Source organism: Streptomyces sp. NPDC002588 (assembly GCF_040295925.1).
Classification (GTDB): Bacteria; Actinomycetota; Actinomycetes; order Streptomycetales; family Streptomycetaceae; genus Streptomyces.
This window is the reverse complement of the sequence record NZ_JBEOWF010000031.1, coordinates 90,052-112,378: the sequence shown is the minus strand read 5'-3', so window position 1 is coordinate 112,378 and position 22,327 is coordinate 90,052. Positions and strand designations below refer to the sequence as shown.

The 22,327-nt window shown below is 74.2% G+C and carries 20 protein-coding genes; 5 read left to right on the top strand and 15 right to left on the bottom strand.

The features are described 5' to 3' along the window. Nucleotides 1–2 precede the first annotated feature (2 nt). Together ABT057_RS31320 and ABT057_RS31315 are read left to right on the top strand one after the other, a co-directional pair. On the top strand, nucleotides 3–509 hold the full coding sequence (locus ABT057_RS31320) for a cupin domain-containing protein (RefSeq protein WP_352347004.1): 507 nt from the start codon (nucleotides 3–5) through the stop codon (nucleotides 507–509). After that, a complete protein-coding gene (locus ABT057_RS31315) occupies nucleotides 506–868 on the top strand; it encodes a DoxX family protein (protein WP_352347003.1) in 363 nt (120 codons plus the stop codon). The genes ABT057_RS31320 and ABT057_RS31315 overlap by 4 nt, the downstream gene beginning before the upstream one ends. Before the next feature lie 25 nt (nucleotides 869–893). Here ABT057_RS31315 and paaE read toward each other — a convergent pair whose 3' ends face one another. The 12 genes from paaE to pdhA all read right to left on the bottom strand — a co-directional run bounded on the left by paaE (nucleotide 894) and on the right by pdhA (nucleotide 12,662). Next, complete coding sequence (paaE, locus tag ABT057_RS31310) at nucleotides 894–1,997, bottom strand: 1,2-phenylacetyl-CoA epoxidase subunit PaaE (RefSeq protein ID WP_352347002.1); 1,104 nt, start codon at nucleotides 1,995–1,997, stop codon at nucleotides 894–896. Beyond that, complete coding sequence (gene paaD / locus ABT057_RS31305) at nucleotides 1,994–2,509, bottom strand: 1,2-phenylacetyl-CoA epoxidase subunit PaaD (protein ID WP_352347001.1); 516 nt, start codon at nucleotides 2,507–2,509, stop codon at nucleotides 1,994–1,996. The genes paaE and paaD overlap by 4 nt, the downstream gene beginning before the upstream one ends. Beyond that, nucleotides 2,503–3,360, bottom strand: coding sequence for a 1,2-phenylacetyl-CoA epoxidase subunit PaaC (gene paaC, locus ABT057_RS31300; RefSeq protein ID WP_352347000.1), 858 nt, complete (start codon nucleotides 3,358–3,360; stop codon nucleotides 2,503–2,505). Before paaC ends, paaD begins: the two co-directional genes overlap by 7 nt. Nucleotides 3,361–3,369: 9 nt before the next feature. Beyond that, the gene (gene paaB / locus ABT057_RS31295) at nucleotides 3,370–3,663 is read right to left on the bottom strand and encodes a 1,2-phenylacetyl-CoA epoxidase subunit PaaB (RefSeq protein WP_352346999.1); all 294 of its coding nucleotides are present in this window, start codon (nucleotides 3,661–3,663) and stop codon (nucleotides 3,370–3,372) included. Continuing rightward, nucleotides 3,660–4,598, bottom strand: coding sequence for a 1,2-phenylacetyl-CoA epoxidase subunit PaaA (gene paaA / locus ABT057_RS31290; RefSeq protein ID WP_352347023.1), 939 nt, complete (start codon nucleotides 4,596–4,598; stop codon nucleotides 3,660–3,662). The genes paaB and paaA overlap by 4 nt, the downstream gene beginning before the upstream one ends. A gap of 94 nt (nucleotides 4,599–4,692) precedes the next feature. Further along, complete coding sequence (locus tag ABT057_RS31285; RefSeq protein WP_352346998.1) at nucleotides 4,693–5,559, bottom strand: 3-hydroxyacyl-CoA dehydrogenase family protein; 867 nt, start codon at nucleotides 5,557–5,559, stop codon at nucleotides 4,693–4,695. After that, nucleotides 5,556–6,305, bottom strand: coding sequence for an enoyl-CoA hydratase/isomerase family protein (locus ABT057_RS31280; RefSeq protein ID WP_352346997.1), 750 nt, complete (start codon nucleotides 6,303–6,305; stop codon nucleotides 5,556–5,558). The genes ABT057_RS31285 and ABT057_RS31280 overlap by 4 nt, the downstream gene beginning before the upstream one ends. Beyond that, nucleotides 6,302–7,483: a thiolase family protein gene (locus ABT057_RS31275; protein ID WP_352346996.1), complete on the bottom strand. Its 1,182-nt coding sequence runs from the start codon at nucleotides 7,481–7,483 to the stop codon at nucleotides 6,302–6,304. The genes ABT057_RS31280 and ABT057_RS31275 overlap by 4 nt, the downstream gene beginning before the upstream one ends. Then, on the bottom strand, nucleotides 7,476–9,167 hold the full coding sequence (gene paaN / locus ABT057_RS31270) for a phenylacetic acid degradation protein PaaN (protein ID WP_352346995.1): 1,692 nt from the start codon (nucleotides 9,165–9,167) through the stop codon (nucleotides 7,476–7,478). Before paaN ends, ABT057_RS31275 begins: the two co-directional genes overlap by 8 nt. A gap of 77 nt (nucleotides 9,168–9,244) precedes the next feature. Beyond that, nucleotides 9,245–10,519, bottom strand: coding sequence for a dihydrolipoamide acetyltransferase family protein (locus ABT057_RS31265; protein WP_352346994.1), 1,275 nt, complete (start codon nucleotides 10,517–10,519; stop codon nucleotides 9,245–9,247). Further along, entirely contained in the window at nucleotides 10,516–11,535 is a 1,020-nt protein-coding gene (locus tag ABT057_RS31260; protein WP_352346993.1) for an alpha-ketoacid dehydrogenase subunit beta, read from the bottom strand. The genes ABT057_RS31265 and ABT057_RS31260 overlap by 4 nt, the downstream gene beginning before the upstream one ends. Nucleotides 11,536–11,540: 5 nt before the next feature. Next, nucleotides 11,541–12,662, bottom strand: a complete 1,122-nt coding sequence (gene pdhA, locus ABT057_RS31255) for a pyruvate dehydrogenase (acetyl-transferring) E1 component subunit alpha (RefSeq protein WP_352346992.1) — start codon at nucleotides 12,660–12,662, stop codon at nucleotides 11,541–11,543. A 120-nt stretch (nucleotides 12,663–12,782) separates the two neighbouring features. On the opposite strand from pdhA, the gene ABT057_RS31250 reads away from it, so the two are divergent. After that, entirely contained in the window at nucleotides 12,783–13,283 is a 501-nt protein-coding gene (locus tag ABT057_RS31250; protein WP_352346991.1) for an Lrp/AsnC family transcriptional regulator, read from the top strand. 27 nt (nucleotides 13,284–13,310) lie between these two features. Here the strand turns inward: ABT057_RS31250 and ABT057_RS31245 are convergent, their stop codons facing one another. Beyond that, the gene (locus tag ABT057_RS31245) at nucleotides 13,311–14,978 is read right to left on the bottom strand and encodes an aldehyde dehydrogenase family protein (protein ID WP_352346990.1); all 1,668 of its coding nucleotides are present in this window, start codon (nucleotides 14,976–14,978) and stop codon (nucleotides 13,311–13,313) included. 5 nt (nucleotides 14,979–14,983) lie between these two features. Next, nucleotides 14,984–16,030: a histidinol-phosphate transaminase gene (locus tag ABT057_RS31240; protein WP_352346989.1), complete on the bottom strand. Its 1,047-nt coding sequence runs from the start codon at nucleotides 16,028–16,030 to the stop codon at nucleotides 14,984–14,986. A 325-nt stretch (nucleotides 16,031–16,355) separates the two neighbouring features. Here ABT057_RS31240 and ABT057_RS31235 point away from each other — a divergent pair, with 325 nt between their 5' ends. Continuing rightward, a complete protein-coding gene (locus tag ABT057_RS31235; protein WP_352346988.1) occupies nucleotides 16,356–17,000 on the top strand; it encodes a hypothetical protein in 645 nt (214 codons plus the stop codon). Between the two features lie 232 nt (nucleotides 17,001–17,232). Then, the gene (locus ABT057_RS31230; protein ID WP_352346987.1) at nucleotides 17,233–20,130 is read left to right on the top strand and encodes a helix-turn-helix transcriptional regulator; all 2,898 of its coding nucleotides are present in this window, start codon (nucleotides 17,233–17,235) and stop codon (nucleotides 20,128–20,130) included. Nucleotides 20,131–20,137: 7 nt separating this feature from the next. Here the strand turns inward: ABT057_RS31230 and ABT057_RS31225 are convergent, their stop codons facing one another. Next, on the bottom strand, nucleotides 20,138–22,318 hold the full coding sequence (locus tag ABT057_RS31225) for a bifunctional serine/threonine-protein kinase/ABC transporter substrate-binding protein (protein ID WP_352346986.1): 2,181 nt from the start codon (nucleotides 22,316–22,318) through the stop codon (nucleotides 20,138–20,140). Nucleotides 22,319–22,327: the final 9 nt, after the last annotated feature.

Sequence of the window (22,327 nt, the reverse complement as noted above, 5' to 3'; positions counted from 1 at the left end):
GCATGACAGACGAACCGATGACCAGCGAAGCCGCTGCTGCCGACCCGGCCGTGTCGGTGGTCGGTCCGGGCGGGGGCGAGACGATCCTGCTGGGCACCACCCGACTGCGCATCCTCGAGGACGGCAGCACCACGGGCCACCGGCTCGGAATCGGCGAGACCGTCCTCGCCCCGCACACGGACGGCCCGCCGCAGCACCGCCACGCCCAGCACGACGAGGGCTTCTACGTCGTCTCCGGCACCGTCCGGTTCACGGTCGGGCACCGGTCGTACGACGCGGTCGCGGGCACGCTCGTGATGGTCCCGCCCGGCGCACCGCACACCTTCGCCAACGTGAGCGACCAACCCGCCGTCATGCTCACCACGTTCACCCCCGACCTGTACGTGCAGTACTTCCGTGACCTGCGCGACATGATCGCCGGCGGACGGGAATCCATCCCGCAGGCAGGCCTCCGGACGATGGGCCGCTACGCCACCGAGCCCGCCACCGAGTACGGACGGACGTCATGACCGTCGCCTACTGGATCATCGCCGCCCTCCTCGCCCTCTTCTACGTCTACAGCGGCGGTATCAAGGTGATCCGGACCCGCGAGCAGCTCCTGCCGATGATGGCCTGGGTGGAGCGCACGCCGATGCCGGCCGTCAGGGCCATCGGGCTGCTCGAGGTGCTCGGCGCGTTCGGTCTCGTCCTGCCGCCCCTGACCGGCCTCGCGCCCGGCCTGGCCCTGGCCGCGGTCATAGGTTTCGTGCTTCTGCAGATCGGCGCGAGCGGGGCCCACCTCAGGCTCGGGGACCGCCGGATAGCCCTCAACGTCACGCTCCTGCTCGCGGCGGCGGCCGCCGTCTGGCCGGCGACCGGATGGCTTTGAACGGCCGTCCGGGCCGCACAGGACATCACGCGTCGAAGTCGACGGTGAGGGTGTCGGAGGCGGCGTAGGTCTGGCAGGTCAGGACGTAACCGGCGGAGACCTCCGCAGGTTCCAGTGCGTAGTTGCGGCGCATGTCGGCGTCGCCGTCGGTGACGAGGGCCCGGCAGGTTCCGCACACGCCGCCCTTGCAGGCGAACGGGAGGTCCGGGCGGGCCTGTTGGGCACCGTCGAGGATGCTGCGGTGGCGCGGCGCGGCGAACGTCGTCGCCCGCCCGTCGAGGACCACGGTGACCTCGCTCGCCGGGGCCCCGCCGGTGGCGTCGTCGGGGTCGGACGCGGGCGTGGCGGGCGGTTCCTCGTCCGCGTGGAACAGTTCCTGGTGGACGCGGTCCGCGGGCACGCCGAGTCCGGCGAGGAGCACACGGGCGTCGCGCACCATGCCGTGCGGGCCGCACAGCCACCAGTGGGAGACCTCGCGTACGTCGAGGAGGGCGTCCAGCAGCGCGGTGAGCCGCCCGCTGTCGAGACGGCCGGAGAGCAGCTCGGCCTCGCGCGGCTCACGGGACAGCACATGGGCGAGCTGGAAACTGGCGGGGTGGCGGTCCTTCAGGTCGGCGAGTTCGTCCGCGAACATCACGGTGCCGGCGCGCCGGTTGCCGTACAGCAGGGTGACACGTGCGGACTCGTCCGCGGCGAGCACGGACGCGGCGATGGACAGCATCGGAGTGATCCCGGACCCGGCGGCGACGAGCACCTGGTGGCCGAAACCGCCGTCGCCGGCCGGATCCGGGGTGAACGCCCCGGCCGGGGCCATGACCTGCAGGACGTCCCCGGGGCGCACGCCGTGCACGAGCCAGGAGGAGAACAGCCCGCCCGGCACCACCCGGACACCGATGCGCGGCGCGGTTCCGGCCGGTGAGCAGATCGAGTACGACCGGCGCTCGTCACGGCCGTCGATCTCGCGGCGCACGGTGAGGCACTGACCGGGCCGGAACGCGAACGCGTCGGCCAGCCGGCCGGGGACGTCGAAGGTGAGCGCGGCGGCGTCGGCGCACAGCGATTCCACGGCCGACACCCGAAGGGAGTGGAAGGCCGGGCGGCGGCGGGACCGAACGGGGGGCAGGGTCATGGCAGGTCCTTGACGTGGGGAAACGGCTCCAGACAGGTGCGACAGCGGCGAAGTGCCGTACAGGCCGTGGCGGCGAAGCGGGAGACCTCCTCGGTGTCGGCGGAGGCACAGCGCGGGCAGGGGACCTCGGCCGGCGCGGTCGTGAGGCTCAGCCAGACCGGGCCCGCCGCCGGATCCGGCGCGCCGCGCGGTCCCGGCGGTGCGATGCCGTGCTCCGTCAGCTTGCGGCGGCCCTCGGCGGTGATCCGGTCGGTGGACCACGGCGGGTCGAGCACCGTGATCACCCGCACCCCGGGGAAGCCGGCCGCGCGCAGCCGGGCCGCCACCTCGGCACGCATCTCGGCCACGGCCGGGCAGCCCGAGTACGTCGGGGTGAGCCGTGCGACGACGGTTCCGTCCGGTGTCACCTCGACGCCGTGCAGCACCCCGAGGTCGGCGAGCGTCAGCATCGGCAGTTCGGGGTCGGGGACCTCGGCGGCGATGCGCAGGGCATCCTCGAGCGCGGTCACCACGACGCGTCCGGGTGGGCGCGGGCGACACTCTGCAACTCGCTGAGCAGGGGCGCCAGATGCGGGGTGTGGTCCCCGCCGCGGCCCGAGCCCGGGACGGCCGGCGCCGGGACACCGGACCCGTCCAGCCGGGCCTCGGCGAGCACCGCGGACAGTTCGTCCCGGGTACGGGCGGCGACGGCGGCGGGATCGGCGCCGAAGCACCTCGCCACGCCGTCGGTCAGCAGTTCGTCCAGCCAGGGCGCGACGGTGTCCCACGCGGCCGCCGTACGCAGGCCCGACTCGGCCGTGCCGTCACCGAGCCGCAGCGTCCACTCCGCGGCCCAACGGCGGTGGTAGGCCAGCTCCTTGACGCTCTTCGCCGCGATCGCGGCCAGCACCGGATCGGCCGCCGCGGTGAGCGCCTCGCACACCGCCAGCCGCCACACCGAGAGCACCAGCAGCCGCACGACGGTGAACGCGAAGTCGCCGCCCGGAAGTTCGGCGAGGCGCACGTTGCGGAAGTCCACCGGGTCGCGGAAGTAGGCGTAGGCGTCCTCGCCGCGGCCCGTGCCGTCGGCCCGGCCCGCCCTGGCGTACAGCAGCCGGGCCTGCCCGAGGAGGTCGAGACCGATGTTGGCCAGCGCCAGTTCCTCCTCCAGCTCCGGGGCCCGGGTGCACCACTCGGCCAGCCGCTGCGCCGACACCAGCGCGTCGTCGCCGAGCGCCACACAGCAGGCGGCCAGTTCCTCCGCGTCGACCCCGTCGGGCACCGTCCGGCCGACACCGTGCAGCGGGTCGGTGAACCCGGTGCCGAACGCCCAGCGCGCGCTGTCGCCTTCGGCGTGGTCGGCGTACAGGTCCTCGTCTCTCATGCGCTGCTCCTAGATGTGCGGGACGTCGTCGGGGATGTCGTAGAAGGTGGGGTGCCGGTAGACCTTGTCGCCACTGGGCGCGAAGAAGGGGTCCTTCTCGTCGGGCGCGGAGGCTGCGACGGCGTCCGAGCGCACGGCCCAGATGCTCACGCCCTCGCCCCGCCGGGTGTAGAGGTCCCGGGCGTGCAGCAGGGCCATCTCGTCGTCGGCGGCGCGCAGGGAGCCGACATGGACGTGGCTGAGCCCCCGCCTGCCGCGCACGAACACCTCGTACAGCGGCCATCCCCGCTTGTCGGCGGTCATGCCGCGGCTCCTTCCCGCAGCCGGCCGGCCCGCTTCGCGGCGTGCGCCGACGCGGCCCGCCGTACCCACGCGCCCTCCTCGTGGGCGGCCCGGCGGCGGGCGATCCGCTCGGCGTTGCACGGTCCGTCGCCGGCGACGACCCGCTTCAGCTCGTCCCAGTCGGGGGCGCCGAAGTCGTGGTGGCCACGTTCCTCGTTCCACCGCAGCTCCGGGTCGGGCAGGGTCACGCCCAGCTTCTCGGCCTGCGGGACGGTCATGTCGACGAAGCGCTGCCGCAGGACGTCGTTGGAGTGCCGCTTGATCTTCCAGGCCATGGACCGCGCCGAGTTGGGGGAGTCGTCGTCGGGCGGCCCGAACATCATCAGGGACGGCCACCACCAGCGGTCCACCGCGTCCTGCACCATCTCCCGCTGTGCGGCGGTGCCGCGCATCATGGTCAGCAGCAGTTCGTAGCCCTGCCGCTGGTGGAAGGACTCCTCCTTGCAGACGCGGACCATGGCACGGCCGTAGGGACCGTACGAGGTGCGGCACAGCGGGACCTGGTTGCAGATGGCCGCGCCGTCCACGAACCAGCCGATCACGCCGACGTCGGCGAAGGTGCGGGTCGGGTAGTTGAAGATCGAGGAGTACTTCTGCCGGCCGTCTATCAGCTGTTCGGTGAGCTGTGTGCGGTCCGCGCCGAGCGTCTCGGCCGCCGAGTAGAGGTACAGCCCGTGCCCGGCCTCGTCCTGCACCTTGGCGAACAGGATCGCCTTTCGGCGCAGCGAGGGCGCCCTGGTGATCCACTCGCCCTCCGGCTGCATGCCGATGACCTCGGAGTGGGCGTGCTGGGCGATCTGCCGGACGAGTGTGGCCCGGTAGGCGTCGGGCATCCAGTCCCGGGGCTCGACGCGTTGGTCCCGGGCGATGGTGTCCTCGAAGACGGACGTGTTCATGGAGGTGGGTGCGCCTTTCACGGTGCTCCTTTCGCGGATGTCACGCCGGACGGCGTGGAGTGTTCGCCGACTGCTGTTCGTGCGCTGCTGCCGCTCACCGCCATCGGTAGAACCCCTGACCGGTCTTGCGGCCCAGCTCGCCGCGGGCGACCTTCTCCCGCAGCAGCCGTGGTGGCGCGAACCGCTCGCCGAGCGTCGCGTGCAGGTGCTCCGCGATGGCGAGCCGTACGTCGAGTCCCACCACGTCGGTCAGGCGCAGCGGCCCCATCGGATGGCGGTAGCCGAGGCGCATGGCCGTGTCGATGGCCTCCGGATCGGCGACGCCCTCCTCGGCCATGCGGATCGCCTCGAGACCGAGGGCGAGGCCGAGGCGGCTGCTGGCGAACCCGGGTGAGTCCTGGACGACGACGTCCTCTTTGCCGAGGGCGTGCGTCCAGCGGATCGCCGCGCCGAGGGCCGCCGCGCCGGTGTCGGGGGCCAGGACCAGTTCGACGAGGGCGGAGACGGGCACGGGGTTGAAGAAGTGCATCCCCAGGAAACGGCCGGGCAGCCTGAGGGCCGCCGCGAGTTCGGTGACGGACAGCGAGCTGGTGTTGCTGGCCAGCACGCATCCGTCGTGCACCGCCTGCTCGGCGGCGGCGAGCACCTCGGCCTTGAGAGCCGCGTTCTCGGGGACCGCCTCGACGACGAGATCGGCGTCGTGGGGCAGTTCGGCGATCGCCGGCACGACGGTCACCCGGTCCGGCACGCCGAGCTCCGACGGCCGGGCGGGCGTCCCGTGCTCGGCCGCCCGCCGCAGTCCCGCCGCGATCCGTTCCAGCGCGGCGGCCGCCGCGGAGCCGTCGCGCTCCACGACGACCACGCGTGAGCCGGCGGCCGCGAAGGACTGCGCGACACCGGCCCCCATTCGGCCGCCGCCGATCACCCCCACCACGGCGGGCGGTGCCGAAGCCGGGTTCATGTCCGGTCTCCCTTCTTCTCCAGGAAGCGCGTCATGCGTTCCTCCTTGTCGGGTGCCTCGAAAAGCACGGCCTGGGCGAGGTCGTCGGCCACCGGATGGGCCCCGGCGGAATCCGTGACGAGCTTGGTGAGCCGCAGGGCGAGCGCCGAGGACCGGGCCATCCGGTCGAGCAGCGCGTGTGCCTCGCCGAGCAGCCGGTCCGCCGGTACGACGTCCAGGACGAGCCCGCAGCGGAGCGCGGCCCCGGCGTCGAGGCGGCGCCCGGCGAGCAGGACCTGCTTGGCCACCGACTCGCCCACCAGTTCGCGCAGCCGCCAGCACGCACCGGCGGCGGCGAGGATGCCCAACCCCGGTTCGGGGTTGCCGAACACCGCGTCGGGACCGGCGATCCTGAGGTCGCAGGCGTACGCCAGCTCGGCGCCGCCGCCCAGCGCCCAGCCCGGCACGGCGGCCACGGTGGGCAGCGGCAGCCTGCGCACCCGCTCGAACAGGCGGCTGTTGATGCCGTGGAGGGCGTCCTCCCGGCGCCGGGCGCGGAGTTCTGCGATGTCGGCGCCGCCGGCGAAGACCCCGCCGTGGCCGGTGAGCAGCAGCAGGCGCGGGTCGCGCTCCAACTCGGCGCAGACGTCGTGCAGTTCGGCGATCATGCGGGCGTCGATGGCATTGCGGGCCTCGGGCCGGCGCAGGGTGACGACGAGGCGGTCCGCGTGCTCCTCGACGAGGAGGGTGGTGCACGAGGCGCTCACAGCCGCTCCACCAGCAGTGACACGCCCATGCCCACACCCACGCACATGGTCGCCAGGCCGCGGTGGCCGTTCTCGCGTTCCAGCCGGCCGAGCAGGGTGAGCACGATGCGGGCGCCGGAGCAGCCCAGCGGGTGGCCGAGGGCGATGGCGCCGCCGTCGGCGTTGACGCGGTCCTCGTCGAGCGCGAGCCTGCGGATCACCGACAGCGCCTGGGAGCCGAAGGCCTCGTTGAGTTCGACCGCGTCCAGGTCGCCGACGCTCCAGCCCGCCCTGTCCAGCGCCTTGCCGGTGGCCGGGACGGGACCGAGCCCCATCAGGCGGGGTTCGACCCCGGCCGAGGCGGCGGTGACGACCCGGGCCCGTGGCGTGAGGCCGTACCGGTCGACGGCCGCCCCGCTCGCCACCACCAGGGCCGCCGCCCCGTCGGACAGCGGCGAGGAGTTGCCCGCGGTGACGATCCCGTCGCCGCGGAAGGAGGTGCGCAGCCGGCCCAGCTGCTCCAGGGAGGTGGAGGGCCGGGGGCCCTCGTCCCGGGAGACCTCGCCGTCCTTCACCGGCACCGGGACGATCTCCCGGTCGAGGCGGCCCGCCTGCTGGGCGGCCACGGCCCGCTGGTGGCTGCGCAGCGCGAAGGCGTCCGCCTCCAGGCGGGTGATGCCGTCCAGGGCGGCGAGTTCCTCGGCGGTCTCGCCCATCGACAGGGTGGTGCCGGCGGAGAAGCGCGGGTTGGTGAACCGCCAGCCGAGGGGGGTGTCGTGCACCTCGCCCGGCCGGGCCCAGGGGGTGCCGGGCTTGGCCATGACCCAGGGGGCGCGGGTCATCGACTCCACCCCGCCGGCCACGACCAGGTCGGCCTCGCCCGCGCGGATCGTGTGGGCGGCGGACGCCACGGCCGTCAGTCCCGACGCGCACAGCCGGTTGACGGTGTGTCCGGGCACCGTGTCCGGCAGCCCGGCCAGCAGGGCCGCCATCCGGGCCACGTTGCGGTTGTCCTCGCCGGCCTGGTTGGCGGCGCCGAGGACCACCTCGTCGACGGCCTCGCCCGGGACCCCGGAGCGCGCCACCGCCTCGCGGACGACGAGGGCGGCCAGGTCGTCGGGGCGTACGGCGGCCAGGGCGCCGCGGTGGCGGCCGAGCGGGGTGCGGGCGCCGTCGATCAGATAGACCTCGTCAGACATGGAGGTTCTCCTCGGCGGGTGCGTGGCGGCGGGACTGCAGGACCGAGAAGCGGCCGGTGACGAACGCCGGGTCGGTCAGGGTCGCGTTCGCGGCCGGGTTGGCCGCGGTGCCGTGGAAGTCGCTGAAGGCGGCCGACTGGTTGGGGAACACCTCGCCGGTCAGGTTCTCCGAGAGGTGCACGCCCGCGTCCAGGGCCGTCGCCCGTGCCGCCCCGAGCACGTCCTCGCCGGTCGCGTACACACCGGCGGTGAGCGCGCCGTGGCGCCGTACGGTGTCGTGCAGGACGCGCAGGGAGTGCGCGGTGTCATCGGTGGCGATGACGAAGGAGACCGGCCCGAACCACTCGCTCGTGTAGGTCTTCTCGTCGGCCTCCGCGTCGAGCAGGGCCACCAGCGGGGTGCGCACCACGGCGTCCGGATGGTCGGGGTGCGCCACGGCCCGCGAGGGATGGGCGGTACGGCCCAGGGCGGCCGCCTCCTCCAGACGCGCGAGGACTCCGCCGTTCACGACCGCCCCCAGCGTGGCGGCGGCCCGGGCCGGGTCGGCCAGCAGGTCGTCCAGCGCGCGGCCCAGGTCGGCGGCGAACTCCTCCGCCGTGCGCGGGCCCCGGTCGGTGGGGAACCCGTCGCGGGGGACCAGGATGTTCTGCGGCGTGGTGCACATCTGCCCGCTGTAGAGCGACAGTGAGAAGGCGAGGTTGCGCAGCAGGCCGGCGTAGTCGTCCGTGGAGTCCACGACGACCGTGTTGAGCCCCGCCTTCTCCGTGTGCACGACGGCCTGGCGGGCGTTGGTCTCCAGCCAGTCGCCGAACTCGCTGGAACCGGTGAAGTCCACGATCCGCACGTCCGGGTGGGTGGCCAGGGCAGGGGCCGTGCGTTCCTCCGGGCGTGAGGCGGCCAGCAGCACCACGTCCGGGTCGAAACCGGCCTCCGCCAGTACCTCCCGTGCGATCCGCACGGTGATCGCCAGCGGCAGCACGGCCCGCCGGTGCGGTTTGACGATCACCGGGTTGCCGGTGACCAGACTCGCGAAGAGCCCCGGATAGCCGTTCCAGGTGGGGAAGGTGTTGCAGGCGACCAGTACGGCCACGCCCCGGCCGACCGGCGTGTACGTCTTGTCCATGACCAGCGGGCCGCCCCGGCGCCGGGGTTTGGTCCAGCGCGCGGTGGCCGGATGGCGCCGCTGCGCCTCCCAGGCGTACGCCACCGCTTCCAGACCACGGTCCTGGGCGTGCGGGCCGCCCGCCTGGAAGGCCATCACGAAGGGCTGGCCGGTGGTGTGCTGGACGGCGTGCGCGATCTCGAAGCTCGCCGCGTTCAGCCGGGCCAGGATCTCGGCCGCCACGCCCGCCCGGACGTCGGGGCTCGCGGAACGCCAGGCAGGGGCCGCCGACCGGGCCGTCGCCACGGCGGCCTCGGGCGCCAGATGCGGATAGCGGATCCCGAGCGGGAAGCCGTACGGCGACACCTCCGCGGCCGGGACGGTGCCGGTCGTCGGGTGTCCGTCGAGCCGGAAGGGGCGGTCGAGGAGGCCGCGGAAGGCCGCCTCGCCCGCCTCGGGCGCTCCGGCGCCGTACCCGGAGGCGCTCGGGATTTCTGGGTAGGGCGTCCAGTGGCCGCGGTCGGCGGTGCGGGCCACGGCCTGTTCGAGCAGGTCCGCGTGGCGGGCGTGGAAGGTTGACATGAGGACTCCAGGCCGAACGTTCGGTCGGTTTACGGGTGTGGTGCGCCGCGGCGCGGGGCGGGGGAAGCGCGGGCTCGTCAGACGTCGGCGAGCAGGATCGCCGGGCGTTCCACGCAGTCGGCCACGAAGCGCAGGAAGCCGCCGGCGGTGCCGCCGTCGCAGACGCGGTGGTCGAAGCTGAGCGACAGCTGCGTGACCTTGCGGACGGTGAGCGTGCCGTCCACCACCCAGGGTTTGTCGACGATGCGGCCGACGCCGAGGAGCGCCGCCTCCGGGTGGTTGATGATCGGCGTGGAGCCGTCCACGCCGAACACGCCGTAGTTGTTGAGGGTGAAGGTGCCCCCGGTCAGCCGGTCGGGCGGCAGGCTTCCGGTCCGGGCGAGCTCGGTCGACCGGGCCAGTTCCGCGGCCAGTTGGACCGTCGTCAGACGGTGGGCGTCGCGGACGACGGGGACGACCAGGCCGCGGTCGGTCTGGGCGGCGAAGCCGAGGTGCACCTCGTCGTGGCGCAGGATCTCCCGGCGTTCGGTGTCCACCGACGAGTTCAGCTCGGGGTGGCGGCGCAGACCGGCGACACAGATCCGGGCGAACAGGGCCAGCAGTCCGACACGGCGGCCGGGTTCGGCGGCCTCGAGAGCCTTCTTGGCCTGCAGGAGTCCGGTCGCGTCCACGTCGACCCAGGTCGTGGCGTCGGGGATCTCCGTGCGGCTGCGGGAGAGCTTGTCGGCGACGGCCTTGCGGACACCGCGCAGGGGGATGCGCACGGGGCCGTCCGAGACGATGACCGGGGCGGGTTCCGGCGTGTTGCCGACCACGGCCCGTTCCACATCCCGCCGCAGAACGACCCCGGCGGGACCGGTCGGCGCCAGCGCGGTGAGGTCGATCCCGTGGTCCCTCGCCAGCCTTCGCACCAGCGGTGAGATGACGCGGGGCGCGTGCTCCTCGGCCACCGGCGGGTGCGCGGCCGCCACCGGGGCGGTGGTGCGTCGGCGGCGACGGCGAGGTGCCGGATCGTGCCCGGTGCCGTAGCCGATCAGCACGTTGCCGGAGCCGGCCTGCTCCTCCTCGCGGTACCGCTCGGCGGCCGGCTCCGGCCCGCCCGCTCCCACCGTGATCAGCGGTTCCCCCACAGCCAGGGCCGTGCCCGCCTCCGCGTGCAGCCGCAGCACCGTGCCCGCGTACGGCACCGGCACCTCGACCGCGGCCTTGGCGGTCTCCACCTCGACCACGATCTGGTCGATCGTCACGGTGTCGCCGACGGCGACCTTCCATTCGACGATCTCCGCCTCGGTCAGCCCCTCGCCGAGGTCGGGCAGCCGGAACAACTGATCGGCCGGCGTCACGGTGGTCATGCGGCCGCTCCCTTCGACAGGTGCCGGGTGTCGGGCTCGTCCGCGAACTGCAGCCGGTCGACGGCGTCGAGGATCCGGTCGACGCCGGGCAGGTGCGCGTGCTCCAGCTTCGGCGGCGGATACGGGATGTCGAAGCCGGACACCCGCAGCACGGGCGCGGCCAGCGAGTGGAAGCAGCGCTCCTGCACCCGGGCGGCGATCTCCGCGCCGACCCCGGCGAAGCCCTGCGCCTCCTGGACGACCACGCACCGGCCGGTCCTGCGCACCGACTCGGTGACGGTCTCGTCGTCGAAGGGGACCAGCGTCCGCAGGTCCACGACCTCCAGTTCGATCCCGTCCCCGGCGGCGGCCTCGGCCGCGGCCAGGGCCACCGGCACCGACGGGCCGTAGGCGACGACGGTGGCGTCACGCCCCGCCCGCCGGATCGCCGCCCGCCCGAACGGAAGTGCCCCGCGCGTCCCGAGGTCGGTGTCCTCGCGCGACCAGTACAGCTTCTTCGGCTCGAGGAAGACCACCGGATCGGGGTCCGCCACCGCGTCCCGCAGCAGCCAGTACGCGTCCTCGGCGGTGGCCGGGGTGACCACCTTCAGGCCGGGCGTGTGGGCGTAGTAGGCCTCGCTGGAGTCGCAGTGGTGCTCCACTCCGCCGATGCCGCCGGCGTAGGGCACCCGGATCACCATCGGCAGGCCGACGCGTCCGCGGGTGCGGTTGCGCGTCTTGGCGACGTGCGAGGCGATCTGCTCGAACGCCGGATACGCGAAGGCGTCGAACTGCATCTCCACCACGGGCCGGAACCCGCCCATCGCCATGCCGACCGCGAGCCCGACGATGCCGGCCTCCGCCAGCGGGGTGTCGAAGCAGCGCTGCTCGCCGAAGTCGCGGGTCAGCCCGTCGGTGATGCGGAACACCCCGCCGAGCGGCCCGACGTCCTCCCCGAAGACGAGGACCCGTCCGTCCTCGTCCAGCGCGTCGCGCAGGGCGGTGTTCAGTGCCTGCGCCATCGTGACCTTGGCCATGGTCGTCAGTCCTCCTGGGCCTGGGTGGTTTCGGCGAGCTCGGCCGCCAACTGGGCACGTTGCTCGCGCAGTTGCGGGGTCGGCTCGGCGTAGACGTGGTCGAACAGCTCCAGCGGGTCCGCCGCGGAGTCCGCATTCAGGCCGGCACGCACCCGGGCCGCCAGCTCCTCGGCCTCCTCCCGCAGGGACACCACGTCCCCGTCGGTGAGCGCGCCGCGCGAGCGCAGGTAGGTCTCCAGCCGGTCCACCGGGTCGGCGGCCCGCCACTGTTCGACCTCGTCCTCCTCCCGGTAGCGGGTGGCGTCGTCGGCGTTGGTGTGCGCGTCCATGCGGTAGGTGTGCGCCTCGACCAGGACGGGACCGTGCCCGGCGCGGGCGTGCCCGACGGCCGCGTTCAGCACCGCCAGCACGGCGACCAGGTCGTTGCCGTCGACCTGCTCGGAGCGCACTCCGTAGCCGATGCCCTTGTAGGCGAGTGCGGGCGCCGCGGTCTGCCGGGCCAGCGGCACCGAGATCGCGTACTTGTTGTTCTGCACGAAGAACACGACCGGCGACCGGAACACGGCCGCGAAGTTCAGCGCCTCATGGAAGTCGCCCTCGCTGGTCGCCCCGTCCCCGACGAGTGCCATCGCCACGCCGTCCCCGCCCGTGCGGCGCAGGGACTCGGCCATGCCGGTCGCGTGCAGCACCTGGGTGGCCAGCGGGGTGCACTGCGGGGCGACCCGGGTGGCGGCGGGGTCGTAGCCGCAGTGCCAGTCGCCGCGCAGCAGCGTCAGCACCTCGACCGGGTCGAGGCCCCGGGTCACCAGGGCGACGCAGTCGCGGTAGGTCGGGAACAGCCAGTCGTCGGGGCGCAGCGCGAGCACGGCGCCGATCTGGCAGGCCTCCTGGCCGCGGCTGGACGGGTAGACGGCGAGACGGCCCTGCTTGGTGAGAGCGGTCGCCTGGGTGTCGAACCGGCGGCCCAGGACCATCCGCCGCCAGGCCTCGCGCAGGGCATCGACCGGGGGCTCGGCGTAGTCGGCCGGCGGCCTCGCGACGGGGGCGCCGTCCTCGGCCACGAACCGCACCGGCGTCAGGGACGGCAGGAGACCCTGCACCGTCTGGCGGAGGCTCTTCACAGACATGGAGGGCACTCGCTTTCTCTGGACACTTGACAGGAGAATGGTGGCCATAGCGGAATATGTGTTCAATAGCTCGGCCATATCGGCGATGAACTGCCGGTGTGAAAGGTCAGGGAGGGCAAAGTGTCCGAGGAAATCTCGCTGCCGGGGGTGCCGGCCGGACGAACTGCCGTCCCGCTCGACGACATCGACCGGCAGATCCTCAGCCGGCTCCTCGAGGACGGCCGGATCTCGGTCCGCGCCCTCGCCGAGCAGGTGCACATCTCCCGGGCCAACGCCTACACGCGCATCGGCCGGCTCGTGGCCGAGGACGTCATCACCGGATTCACCGCACAGCTCAACGCCCAGCGGGCCGGGCTGGGCACGAGCGCCTACGTCACGATGAGCATCGACCAGAACGCCTGGCGGGACATCTCGCGCGAACTGCGGGCGATCCCCTACGTGGAGCATGTCGCCCTGGTGACGGGCGACTTCGACGTCCTGGTGCTGGTGCGCGCACCGGACAACCTGGCGCTGCGCAGGGTCGTCCTGGAGAGCATCCAGGGGGTGCCGGGCGTGCGCTCCACCCGCACCTGGCTCGTCTTCGACGAGGTGCGGGGGCGCGGCGCCACCTGGACGGACTGAGGACCCGCCGAGGACGGACCGGGGCGGTCACACGTTGATCAGCTCGGCGGCCGCCACCTGCGGCGCGTGCCTGCGCGAGCGCACCACCCGGAACCGTCCGGTGATGAAATGGGCACCCCCGCCCGGCAGGTCCGCGAGCGCCGAGGACGGGTCGGCGGGCAGGTCGTCGAGGTTCTCCACCAGATGTACCCCGGCGTCCAGCGCCGCCGTCTCGGCGGCCGCCAGCACCAGCGGGTCGGTGGAGTGCACCGAGGCGTACAGCGCGCCGTGCCGCGCCACCGTGTGCCGCAGCAGCGCCAGACTCTGCGAGGTCGAGTCGGTGCCCACCAGGAACGAGATCGCCCCGGGCCACTCGCGCGTGTAGACCCGCTCGTCCGAGGCGCGCAGCCGCACCAGCAGCGGGCTGCGCAGGTCGGCAGCCGGATGGTCGGGGTGGGGCACGGATCCGGAGGCGTGCAGGACCGGGCCGTGACGCGCGGCCTCCGCCAGGGCGTCGCGGACCTCGCCGGCGGTGACCGCCCCCAGCACCCGCGCCGCGCGGACGGGATGTCCGAGCAGCCGGTCCACGGCGTCGCCGACGTCGGCCCCCAGATCCCGCAGCGTCCGGTGCCCCTCGTCGGTGGGGAAGCCCCCTTCGGGCACCAGGATGTTCTGCGGTGTGGTGCGCACCGTGCCGTTGCACCGGCACGAGGAGAGGGCGAGACCCCGCACCAGGCCCCGGTAGTCGTCGGTCGAGTCCACCACCACCGTGTTCAGCCCGGTCCGGTTGGCGAACACCGCCGCCTGCCGGGCGTGCTGCTCCAGCCAGTCGGCGAAGCGCGCGGAGCCCGTGAAGTCGACGATGCGCACCGCCGGGTCCGTGGCCAGCCGCCGGTGCACCTGCCGCTCCGGCTCCGCCACCGCCAGCGTCACGAGGTCAGGGGAGTGACCGGCCTCCGCGAGCACCTGCCGGGCGACCCGCACCGTGATCGCCAGCGGCAGCACCGAGCGCGGATGCGGGGCCACGACGACCGGATTGCCGGTCACCAGGCTGGCGAACAGCCCCGGATAGCCGTTCCACAGCGGGAAGTCGGGACAGCCGACGAGCAGGGACACCCCGCGCGGCACCAGGGTGCAGGTGCCCCGCAGCGCGAGCGTCCGCCCACCCCGTTCGGCGCTCTCCCAGCGCAGGTCGGCCGGGACCCGTTCCGACTCGGCGAAGGCCTGCGCCACGGCTTCCAGGGCACGGTCCTGGGCGCGCGGACCGGCCGCGCGGAAAGCCGCCTGGAGGGGCTGACCGGTGGTGTGGTGCACCGCGAGGGCCAGCTCGTGACTGCGGGTGTTCAGCCGGCGCAGGATCTCCACGGCCACCCCGGCGCGCTGGTACGGCCCGGCCGTCCGCCAGCCGGCCGCGGCCCGCCCGGCCGCCGCGACCAGTTCCGCGGGATCGCAGCGCGGGTAGGAGATGGCCAGCGGGACGCCGTACGGCGACGACTCCGTGCGCACCCGGCCGAGCTCACCGGGCTGCCCCAGGTCGAAAGACCGCCCCAGCAGCGAACGGAACACCTTCCCCGCCGTGCGGGTCGATCTCATGCCCGCGTCGGCCGCGTCCTGACCGGTCGCCTCGGTGAAGGGGCGGCGGCACTCGCCGGCGGCGATCGCGCGCACCACGCTCTGCAGCAGTTCGCGGTGGCGCTCGTAGGGACCGGGGCGCATGGCCGTCAGCCTCTCCGGCTCGCCGCGAGCGCGAGCAGGGCGTCGTTCTCCTCCGGCAGCCCGATCGTCACCCGCACCCCCTCGCCGAGGAACGGACGGACCATGACCTTCCCGTCCGCGCAGTGCAGGGCGAAGTCCCCGGTGTCGCCGCCCAGCGGCAGCCAGACGAAGTTGGCCTGGGAGTCGGGCACCTCGTGGCCCAGCGCCCGCAACCGCCCGGTGACCCGGTCGCGTTCGGCGACCGTGAGAGCGGCCCGCCGGGCGACCTCCGCGCGCTCGCCGAGGGCGACGACGGCGGCCCGCTCGGCGAGCGCGCTCACACTGAAAGGGACCTGCGTCCGGCGCACGTGCGCGGCGATCCCGGGGGGCGCGACACAGTAGCCGACACGCAGTCCCGCCAGGCCGTACGCCTTCGAGAAGGTCCGCAGCACCGCCACGTTCGGCCGGTCCCCGAGCAGGGCCAGACCGTCGGGGACCACTGCGGGGTCGGCGTACTCCCGGTACGCCTCGTCGACCACGATCAGCACGTGGCGCGGCACCCGGTCCGCGAACTCCGTCAGAGCCCGCGCTCCGACCGCCGTGGACGTCGGGTTGTTGGGGTTGCACACGAAGACCAGCCGGGTCCGGTCGGTGACCGCCGCGGCCATGGCGTCGAGATCGAGGGCGTGGTCGCGCAGGGGCACCCGCACCGCCGTACCGCCCGCCACGGCGGTGAGGATCGGGTACGCCTCGAACGACCGCCAGCCGAAGACGACCTCGTCACCGGGCCCCACGACCGTGTGCAGCAACTGCCCGCACACCTCGGAGGAGCCGGCGCCCACCGCGATCCGCTCCGGCTCGACCCCGTGGTGCGCCGCCAGCGCCTCGACGAGCGAGGCGGCGTGCAGATCGGGGTACCGCGACACACCGCCGGCGGCTTCCGCGAGGGTGTCGGCCACCCCGGGCAGCAGGCCGTAGGGGGACTCGTTGCTCGCCAGCACGACGGACCCGGGCGGTTTGCGGCCCGGGACATAGGCGGGCAGCTGGGACAGGGACGCACGGACACGCACCATGCTGGACTCGCTTCTGCAGCGCTGGGGCCCGAGGCCTGGGCGTCGGGCACTTGACAGGGAAATCGTGAAGAGTGGACGACAATCGCTCAACTGTTTGGCGAATTCGGCTACGAATCGCCGAACATGGACCATCCGATCGGCAAACCGTCTTCCGGCGGACGCCTCGGGACCTTCGGTACGAGACGGACGGCGGGCCGTCCGCAGGGCGTCTCGCCGTCTCCATGATCACGGGACGGACACAGCGGGCCCTCGACGCCCCCGGCGCGGGCGGGGCCGCACCAGACTGCTCGCCGCCCGACCCGCCCCGTTCCGATCGAGGGAGACCATGCACAACACCCGGACCCGCCTGCGCCCCGGAGCCCTGACGGCGTGCGCGGCGGCTCTCGCGCTGTTCACCGCCGGCTGCTCGAAGGCCTCCCCGGACGCGCAGACCGGCGGCTGCCGGGCCGACGGCCACTGGTCGGGACGGGAACAGGCGGGGTGGCTGCGAAGCGCGGTGACCTTCAGCGGCACGGCCGGCGGGACCGACCCGTCGTACGAGGACGCGTCCGTCACCGTCCGGACACCGCGCACGGGCGATGCCCGGCCGCTGTGCGAGCCGCTCGCGGTGCAGGTCGAGTTCTGGACCCTCACGACGACGACGGCGGGCACGGAGACGTCCTCCGTCATGCGCTACCGGCTGGCCACGGACGGCGGCAGGACCCGCACCGTCGGCTTCCCCTCGGGCCTTCCCGCCGGACGGGAGGCCGCCTGCGTCGGCGTCCTGGTCGCGGTGTACGCGGGCGCGCCCCTGACCGGCGCGGAACTGCCGCGGAGCTCGCCGGACGGAGACGTGCGGTTCGCGACCGGGCGGATCGGCGCGTACCGGCTGCTCGGCCCGCGGGAGCCCGCCGCGGACTGCGCGGCGGACCGGCCGGCCGCGAGCGCCTCGCCCACCGGCTCGGGGAAGTGGGACGTCCACCATCCGTGACCGGCGCTCCTTCCCTCGGTGCCGGGGGAACCGCGCGCTCGCTTCCCGTCGTGATGCACCTACGGGCGTCCACACTCGTGGTCCCACAGGAGAGCAGAGGGGAGCGGTGTGGGGTGATTGGGCAAGATATGACGGGTCCATGAAGACATCGCCCGCTTGCGCGGGTACGGTCACCCAGGGGCGGCCGCCCGGAAACGATCACACGGCTTCGGCGGGGAATGGAGAGGCGCTGGTGCCAGCGTTGGACGGGACGACGACGATGCTGGTCGGCAGGGCCGAGGAGCTCCAGCGGCTCGACTCGGTGATCGGGGGCCTCGGGCAGGACGGCGTTCCCGCCGTGATCGACATCGTCTCGGACGCCGGCATGGGGAAGAGCCGGCTGCTGAGCGAGTTCTGCGCACGGGCACGGCGGCGCGGGCTGACCGTGCTCCGCGGCAGGGCCACGGAGTACGAGCGGCACACGCCGTTCCAGACGTTCACCGACGCGTTCGCCGACGCCGACCGTGCCTTTCTCGACTCGGAAGCCGTCCCCGAGGCGGCGGCGCCGGTGCTGCGCGGCGCCGACGGAGCCCGGACCGCCACGCCGGGCGCGGACCACCGCGACCGGTTCGGCCTCTACCGTGCCGTCGCGGACGTGCTCACCGGGCTCGGGGAGCGCGGCGGCCTGGTGATGGCCCTGGACGACCTGCACTGGGCGGATCCCGCGTCCCTGGAGTTGCTGGACCACTTGATCCGGCACCCCGTGAGGGGCCGGGTGCTGCTGGTCGTGGCCCGCCGGGAACGGCAGACACCGCACTCGCTCGCCGCCGCCCTGACCCGAGGCGTCGACACCGCGGCCGTACTGCCCATGGCGCTGCGCCCGCTGCCCGAGACGGAATCGATCGAGGCGCTGGCCCCCGACCTCCCCCCGGCCGACGCCAAGGAGATCTACGCGTCCAGCGAGGGAAATCCGCTCTGGCTCCTGTCGCTGCTGCACGCGTACCGGCACGGCACGCCCTCGCGCGGCACCACCGTCCGGACCCCGGGCGACACCGTGTCCGGGGTGCCGAGCGGGCTGGGAGCGCTGCTCCTGGACGAACTGACCGCGCTGACCGCCGCGCAGCGCCGCACCGTCGAAGCGGTCGCGGTCCTCGGCGACCACGCCACACCCGCGATGCTGGGTCTCACGGCCGGACTCCCCACGGCGGAGGAACTCGACGACTGCGTCGACGCCCTGGCGCGGCGCGATCTGCTGCGCCGGGCATCCGACGGCCGCTGGACGCTGCGCCACCCGCTGCTGCGGGCACTGGTCTACGAGAACACCGCCGCATCGCGCCGAACCGGGATCCACCGCGGCGCGGCGGACGAACTGGCCCGGGCCGGCGCCCCGGCCGCCGAGCGGGCCCATCACATCGAGCGGTCGCTGACCGGCTGGGACCCCGCGGCCGCGGCCGTGCTGAGCGAGGCCGCCGCCCAGTTCGCGCACACCGCGCCCGCGACCGCCGCCCATCTGCTGGACGTCGTCCTCCGGCTCATGCCGGACACACCCGTGTTCGCACAGCGGCGCGGGGAGCTGACCCTCGCCCGCGCCAGAGCCCTCGGCGTGGGCGGCAGCCTGCGGGAGAGCCGCGATCTGCTCCACACACTGATCAGCCGGTCCGAGCCGGACGGCACATCGCTGCGCGGGGACGCGATAGCGCTGTGCGCCATGATGGAACGCCACCTCGGACACTCCCCGGAAGCGATCGCCCTGCTGCAGCGGGAACTGGTCCGCCGCCCCGGACCCGAGCCCCGCCAGGCGGTCTCCCTGGGGCTGGCCCTCGGCATGGCCGCCCTCAACACCGTCTCCTACCCCGACGTGCGCGACGACATCGAGCGGACGCTCGCGGTGGCCCGTACCCACGGCGACCTCATGGGAGAGACGGGGACCCTGGCCCTGGCAGCGCTGGGAGAGGCCTACGAAGGGCGGACGGCGGCGGCCCGGGAGTTCGCCGACGCCGCGGCCGCGCTCGCGGACGGTCTGACCGACCCCGACCTCACCGGACCGTGCGAGTCGCTGGTCTGGCTGGCCTGGGCGGAAGCCCTGCTGGAGCGGTACTCCGACGCGGAACGCCACGCCGAGCGGGGCCTGGACATCGCCCGTCGCAGCGGCCAGGTCCATGTCCTGCCCCACCTGCTGAGCAGCAGGGCCTTCGTGCACCTGAACACCTGCCGGCTGCCGTCCGCCCTGGAGTCCGCCGAGGAGGCGGAGTCCGTCGCACGAGCCGTCGGCAGCAGCGACCTGCTGGCCTTCACCCTGTGCTTCAAGTCGCTCATCCTTCTCCTGCGCAGCCCCTTCGGGGACACCACCGCCCTGACGACCGCGGAGGAGGCCGTGGCCGCGGCAGGCGCGAGTGACCACTGGTGGGCCTCGCTGGCCAGGTGCGTGCTCGGCCACACGGCGTTCGTGAGCGGCGACCCGCACCGCGCCCAGGACACCATCCTGCAAGCCGGCGGCCCCGAACTGCTGGGGTTGCAGCCGTCCACCCGCCCCGGCCAGCTCGACACCCTCGTCGGCACCGCCCTCGCACTCGGCGACGCCGAGCAGGCCGCCCGCTGGGCCGCGCGAGCCGGCGCGGAAGCCGACCGGATCGGTCTGCACGGACAGCGCGCGGCGGCACTGCGCGCCGAGGCGGCGCTCGCCCAGCACCGCGGGGACAGCCGCGCCGCCGCACGCCTCTTCGAACGCGCCGCGCAGGCGTACGCCCCGTCCGGCGCGACGCTGTGGGAGGCGTACTCCCTGCTGCTGGCCTCCGTCCAGGCACAGGCCGCGGGCGACCGTCCGGGCGCCCTGGCGATGTGGGAGCGGGGCCGCCGTATCGCCGACGGCGGCGGTGCGCGCCTGCTGTCCGACCTCGCCGCACTCGTGCGGCCCGAGACCGAGGAGGCCTCGCACGTGCCCACCGAGCTCGACCAGCTCACCGCACGCGAAGGGGAGATCGCCGAACTCGTCGCCGAAGGACTCAGCAACCAGGCCATCGCGACGAAGCTGTACCTCAGCCGCCGTACGGTCGAGACCCACCTCTCGGCCATCTACCGCAAGACGTCCGTGTCGTCCCGTTCGGCGCTCGCGGGCCTCATGACGCGGGCCGCCCTCGGCCGGCGGGCCTGAACGGATCTCAGGCCGTGGCGTCCCGGTACTCGCCGAGCCAGCGGAACGCGCCCCCGCTCGCCCGGAACAGGTACATCGCGTCCGTGTAGCGGTAGGTGTGGGAGTCGTAGCGCAGTCGTTTGGTGATCCCCCGGTAGTCGGTCTCGCGCAACCGGCCCGTGATCGCGCCCCGCTCCGCACCCGACGCGCCCAGCTCGGCCATCGCCTTGGCCACGAACAGCGTCGCGTCGTACGCCTCGGCGGCATACCAGGGCGGAGCGGTGCCGAAACGCGCGCGGTAGGCGGCGACGAAGGACTTCGCGGCCGTCACCCGGGCCGGATCGAGGAAGGCGGTGGCGAACACCCAGCCCTCGGCCGAGTCGCCCGCCGAGGCGAGGAAGCGGGGGTCGAGCGCGCGCTGAGTGGCCAGCCGCGCACCGGAGTACCCGGCGGAGCGCAGCGCCCGGGCCAGCCGCGCCGCCCGCGCGTACCCGCCCCCGAACACCACCGCGTCCGCGCCCGCGGCCGTCACCGACTTCGCGAGGGCACGGAAGTCACCGTCCGTGTCGTCCCCGGCGGCGAGGGTGCGCCGGACCGTGGTGCGCTGCCCGGACCGCACCGCGTCGGCGACGCCCGAGCACAGCCGCCAGCTGAAGTCGCCCTCGGCCGCGTCGTCGACCAGGACCGTCGTGCGGGCCGCGACGGTGCGGACCAGGTACGCGACGACCGGCGCCGCCAGGGTCGCGTCATTGGGGCGGGTGGCCGCGTACACCCGGTACGTGGTGGGGGACACCTCGTCGAGTCCGACCGACACGCCGACCATCGGCAGCAGCGCCTGCTGGTAGAGCCCGAGAGTGGCCTTCGCGCAGGCGTCGGCGGTCGGCCCGAGCACCGCCCGGACCCGGTCGTCGGCCGCCAGCCGCCGGGCGACCCGCTGTGCGCCGGTCGTGCCGCCCTCGTCGTCGTGCACCTGCAGCGCCAGGTCGAAGCCGCGGCCGGACCGGGAGTTGAGGTGGCCGACGGCGAGCCGGACGCCGTTCTCCTGGGCGCGTCCCGTCGTACGGCCGCTGCCGGACAGGTCGGCGTGCAGGGCTACGACGAGCCGCGGGAGCCGGGTTGCGCCTCCCTGTCCCGAGGTGCGGCCGGGACCGCGTGTCGTCCACCAGGCCGCCGTTCCACCGGCCGCCGCGACCCCGGCGGCCGAGCCCAGCACCAGGAACCGGCGGCGCGTGGCACCTCCGCCGCGTACGGGATCCGTGTCGACCGCCGTCGTCGCCCCGGCCGCCCCGGACACCTCGGTCGCCGTGACGGCGGGCAGGGCGAGCACGGCGGCCGAACGCCGCGCGATCAGCCGGGTCAGCGGCTCCGGCAGCCAGCCCTCGGCCTCGCCCGCCCCGGCCTCGCCCGCTCCGTCCAGAGCGCGCCGTATCCCGGCCACGGCCGGCCGGGAGCCGGGATCCTTCGCCAGGCACGCCCGCAGCAGCGGCAGCAACGGCTCCGGCACGCCGTCCAGGTCCGGCTCGTCGTGGACCGTACGCATCAGCGTCTCGGCGGCGGAGCCGTGCCCGAACGGGCGCTCGCCCGTCACCGCGTACGCCAGCAGACAGCCGAACGAGAACACGTCACTGGCCGGCCCGATCTCCCGGCCCCTGCCCTGCGCCTGTTCGGGGGAGAGGAACCCGGGGGAGCCGACCACCATCCCGCTGGCGGTGAGCGCGGTGTCCTCCGGCATCCGGGCGATGCCGAAGTCGATCATCCGGGGCCCGTCGACCGCGAGCAGTACGTTGCCCGGCTTGACGTCCCGGTGCACCAGACCCGCCCCGTGCACCGCGTCCAGCGCCTCGGCCAGCCGCGCGCCCAGGACGCGCACGGACCCGTACGGCAGCGGCCCGCACTCCGCCACCGCCTCCGCCAGCGACGGCCCCGGCACGAACGCCGTGGCGAGCCAGGGAGACTCCGCGTCCGGGTCCGCGTCGAGCAGCGGTACCACCCAGGCGTCGACGACCCGGCCCGCGGTCTCCACCTCGCGGCGGAAACGGGCCCGGAATCCCGGGTCGTCCGCGTGCGGCGCGCGGATCACCTTCACCGCGGCCAGCGCACCGCCGGGGGAGCGGGCCAGGTACACCACGCCCATGCCGCCCGCGCCCAGCCGGAGCAGCAGCCGGTAGCCCCCGATCCTGGCGGGGTCGGCTCCGCGGAGCGGCTCCATCAGCGCCGC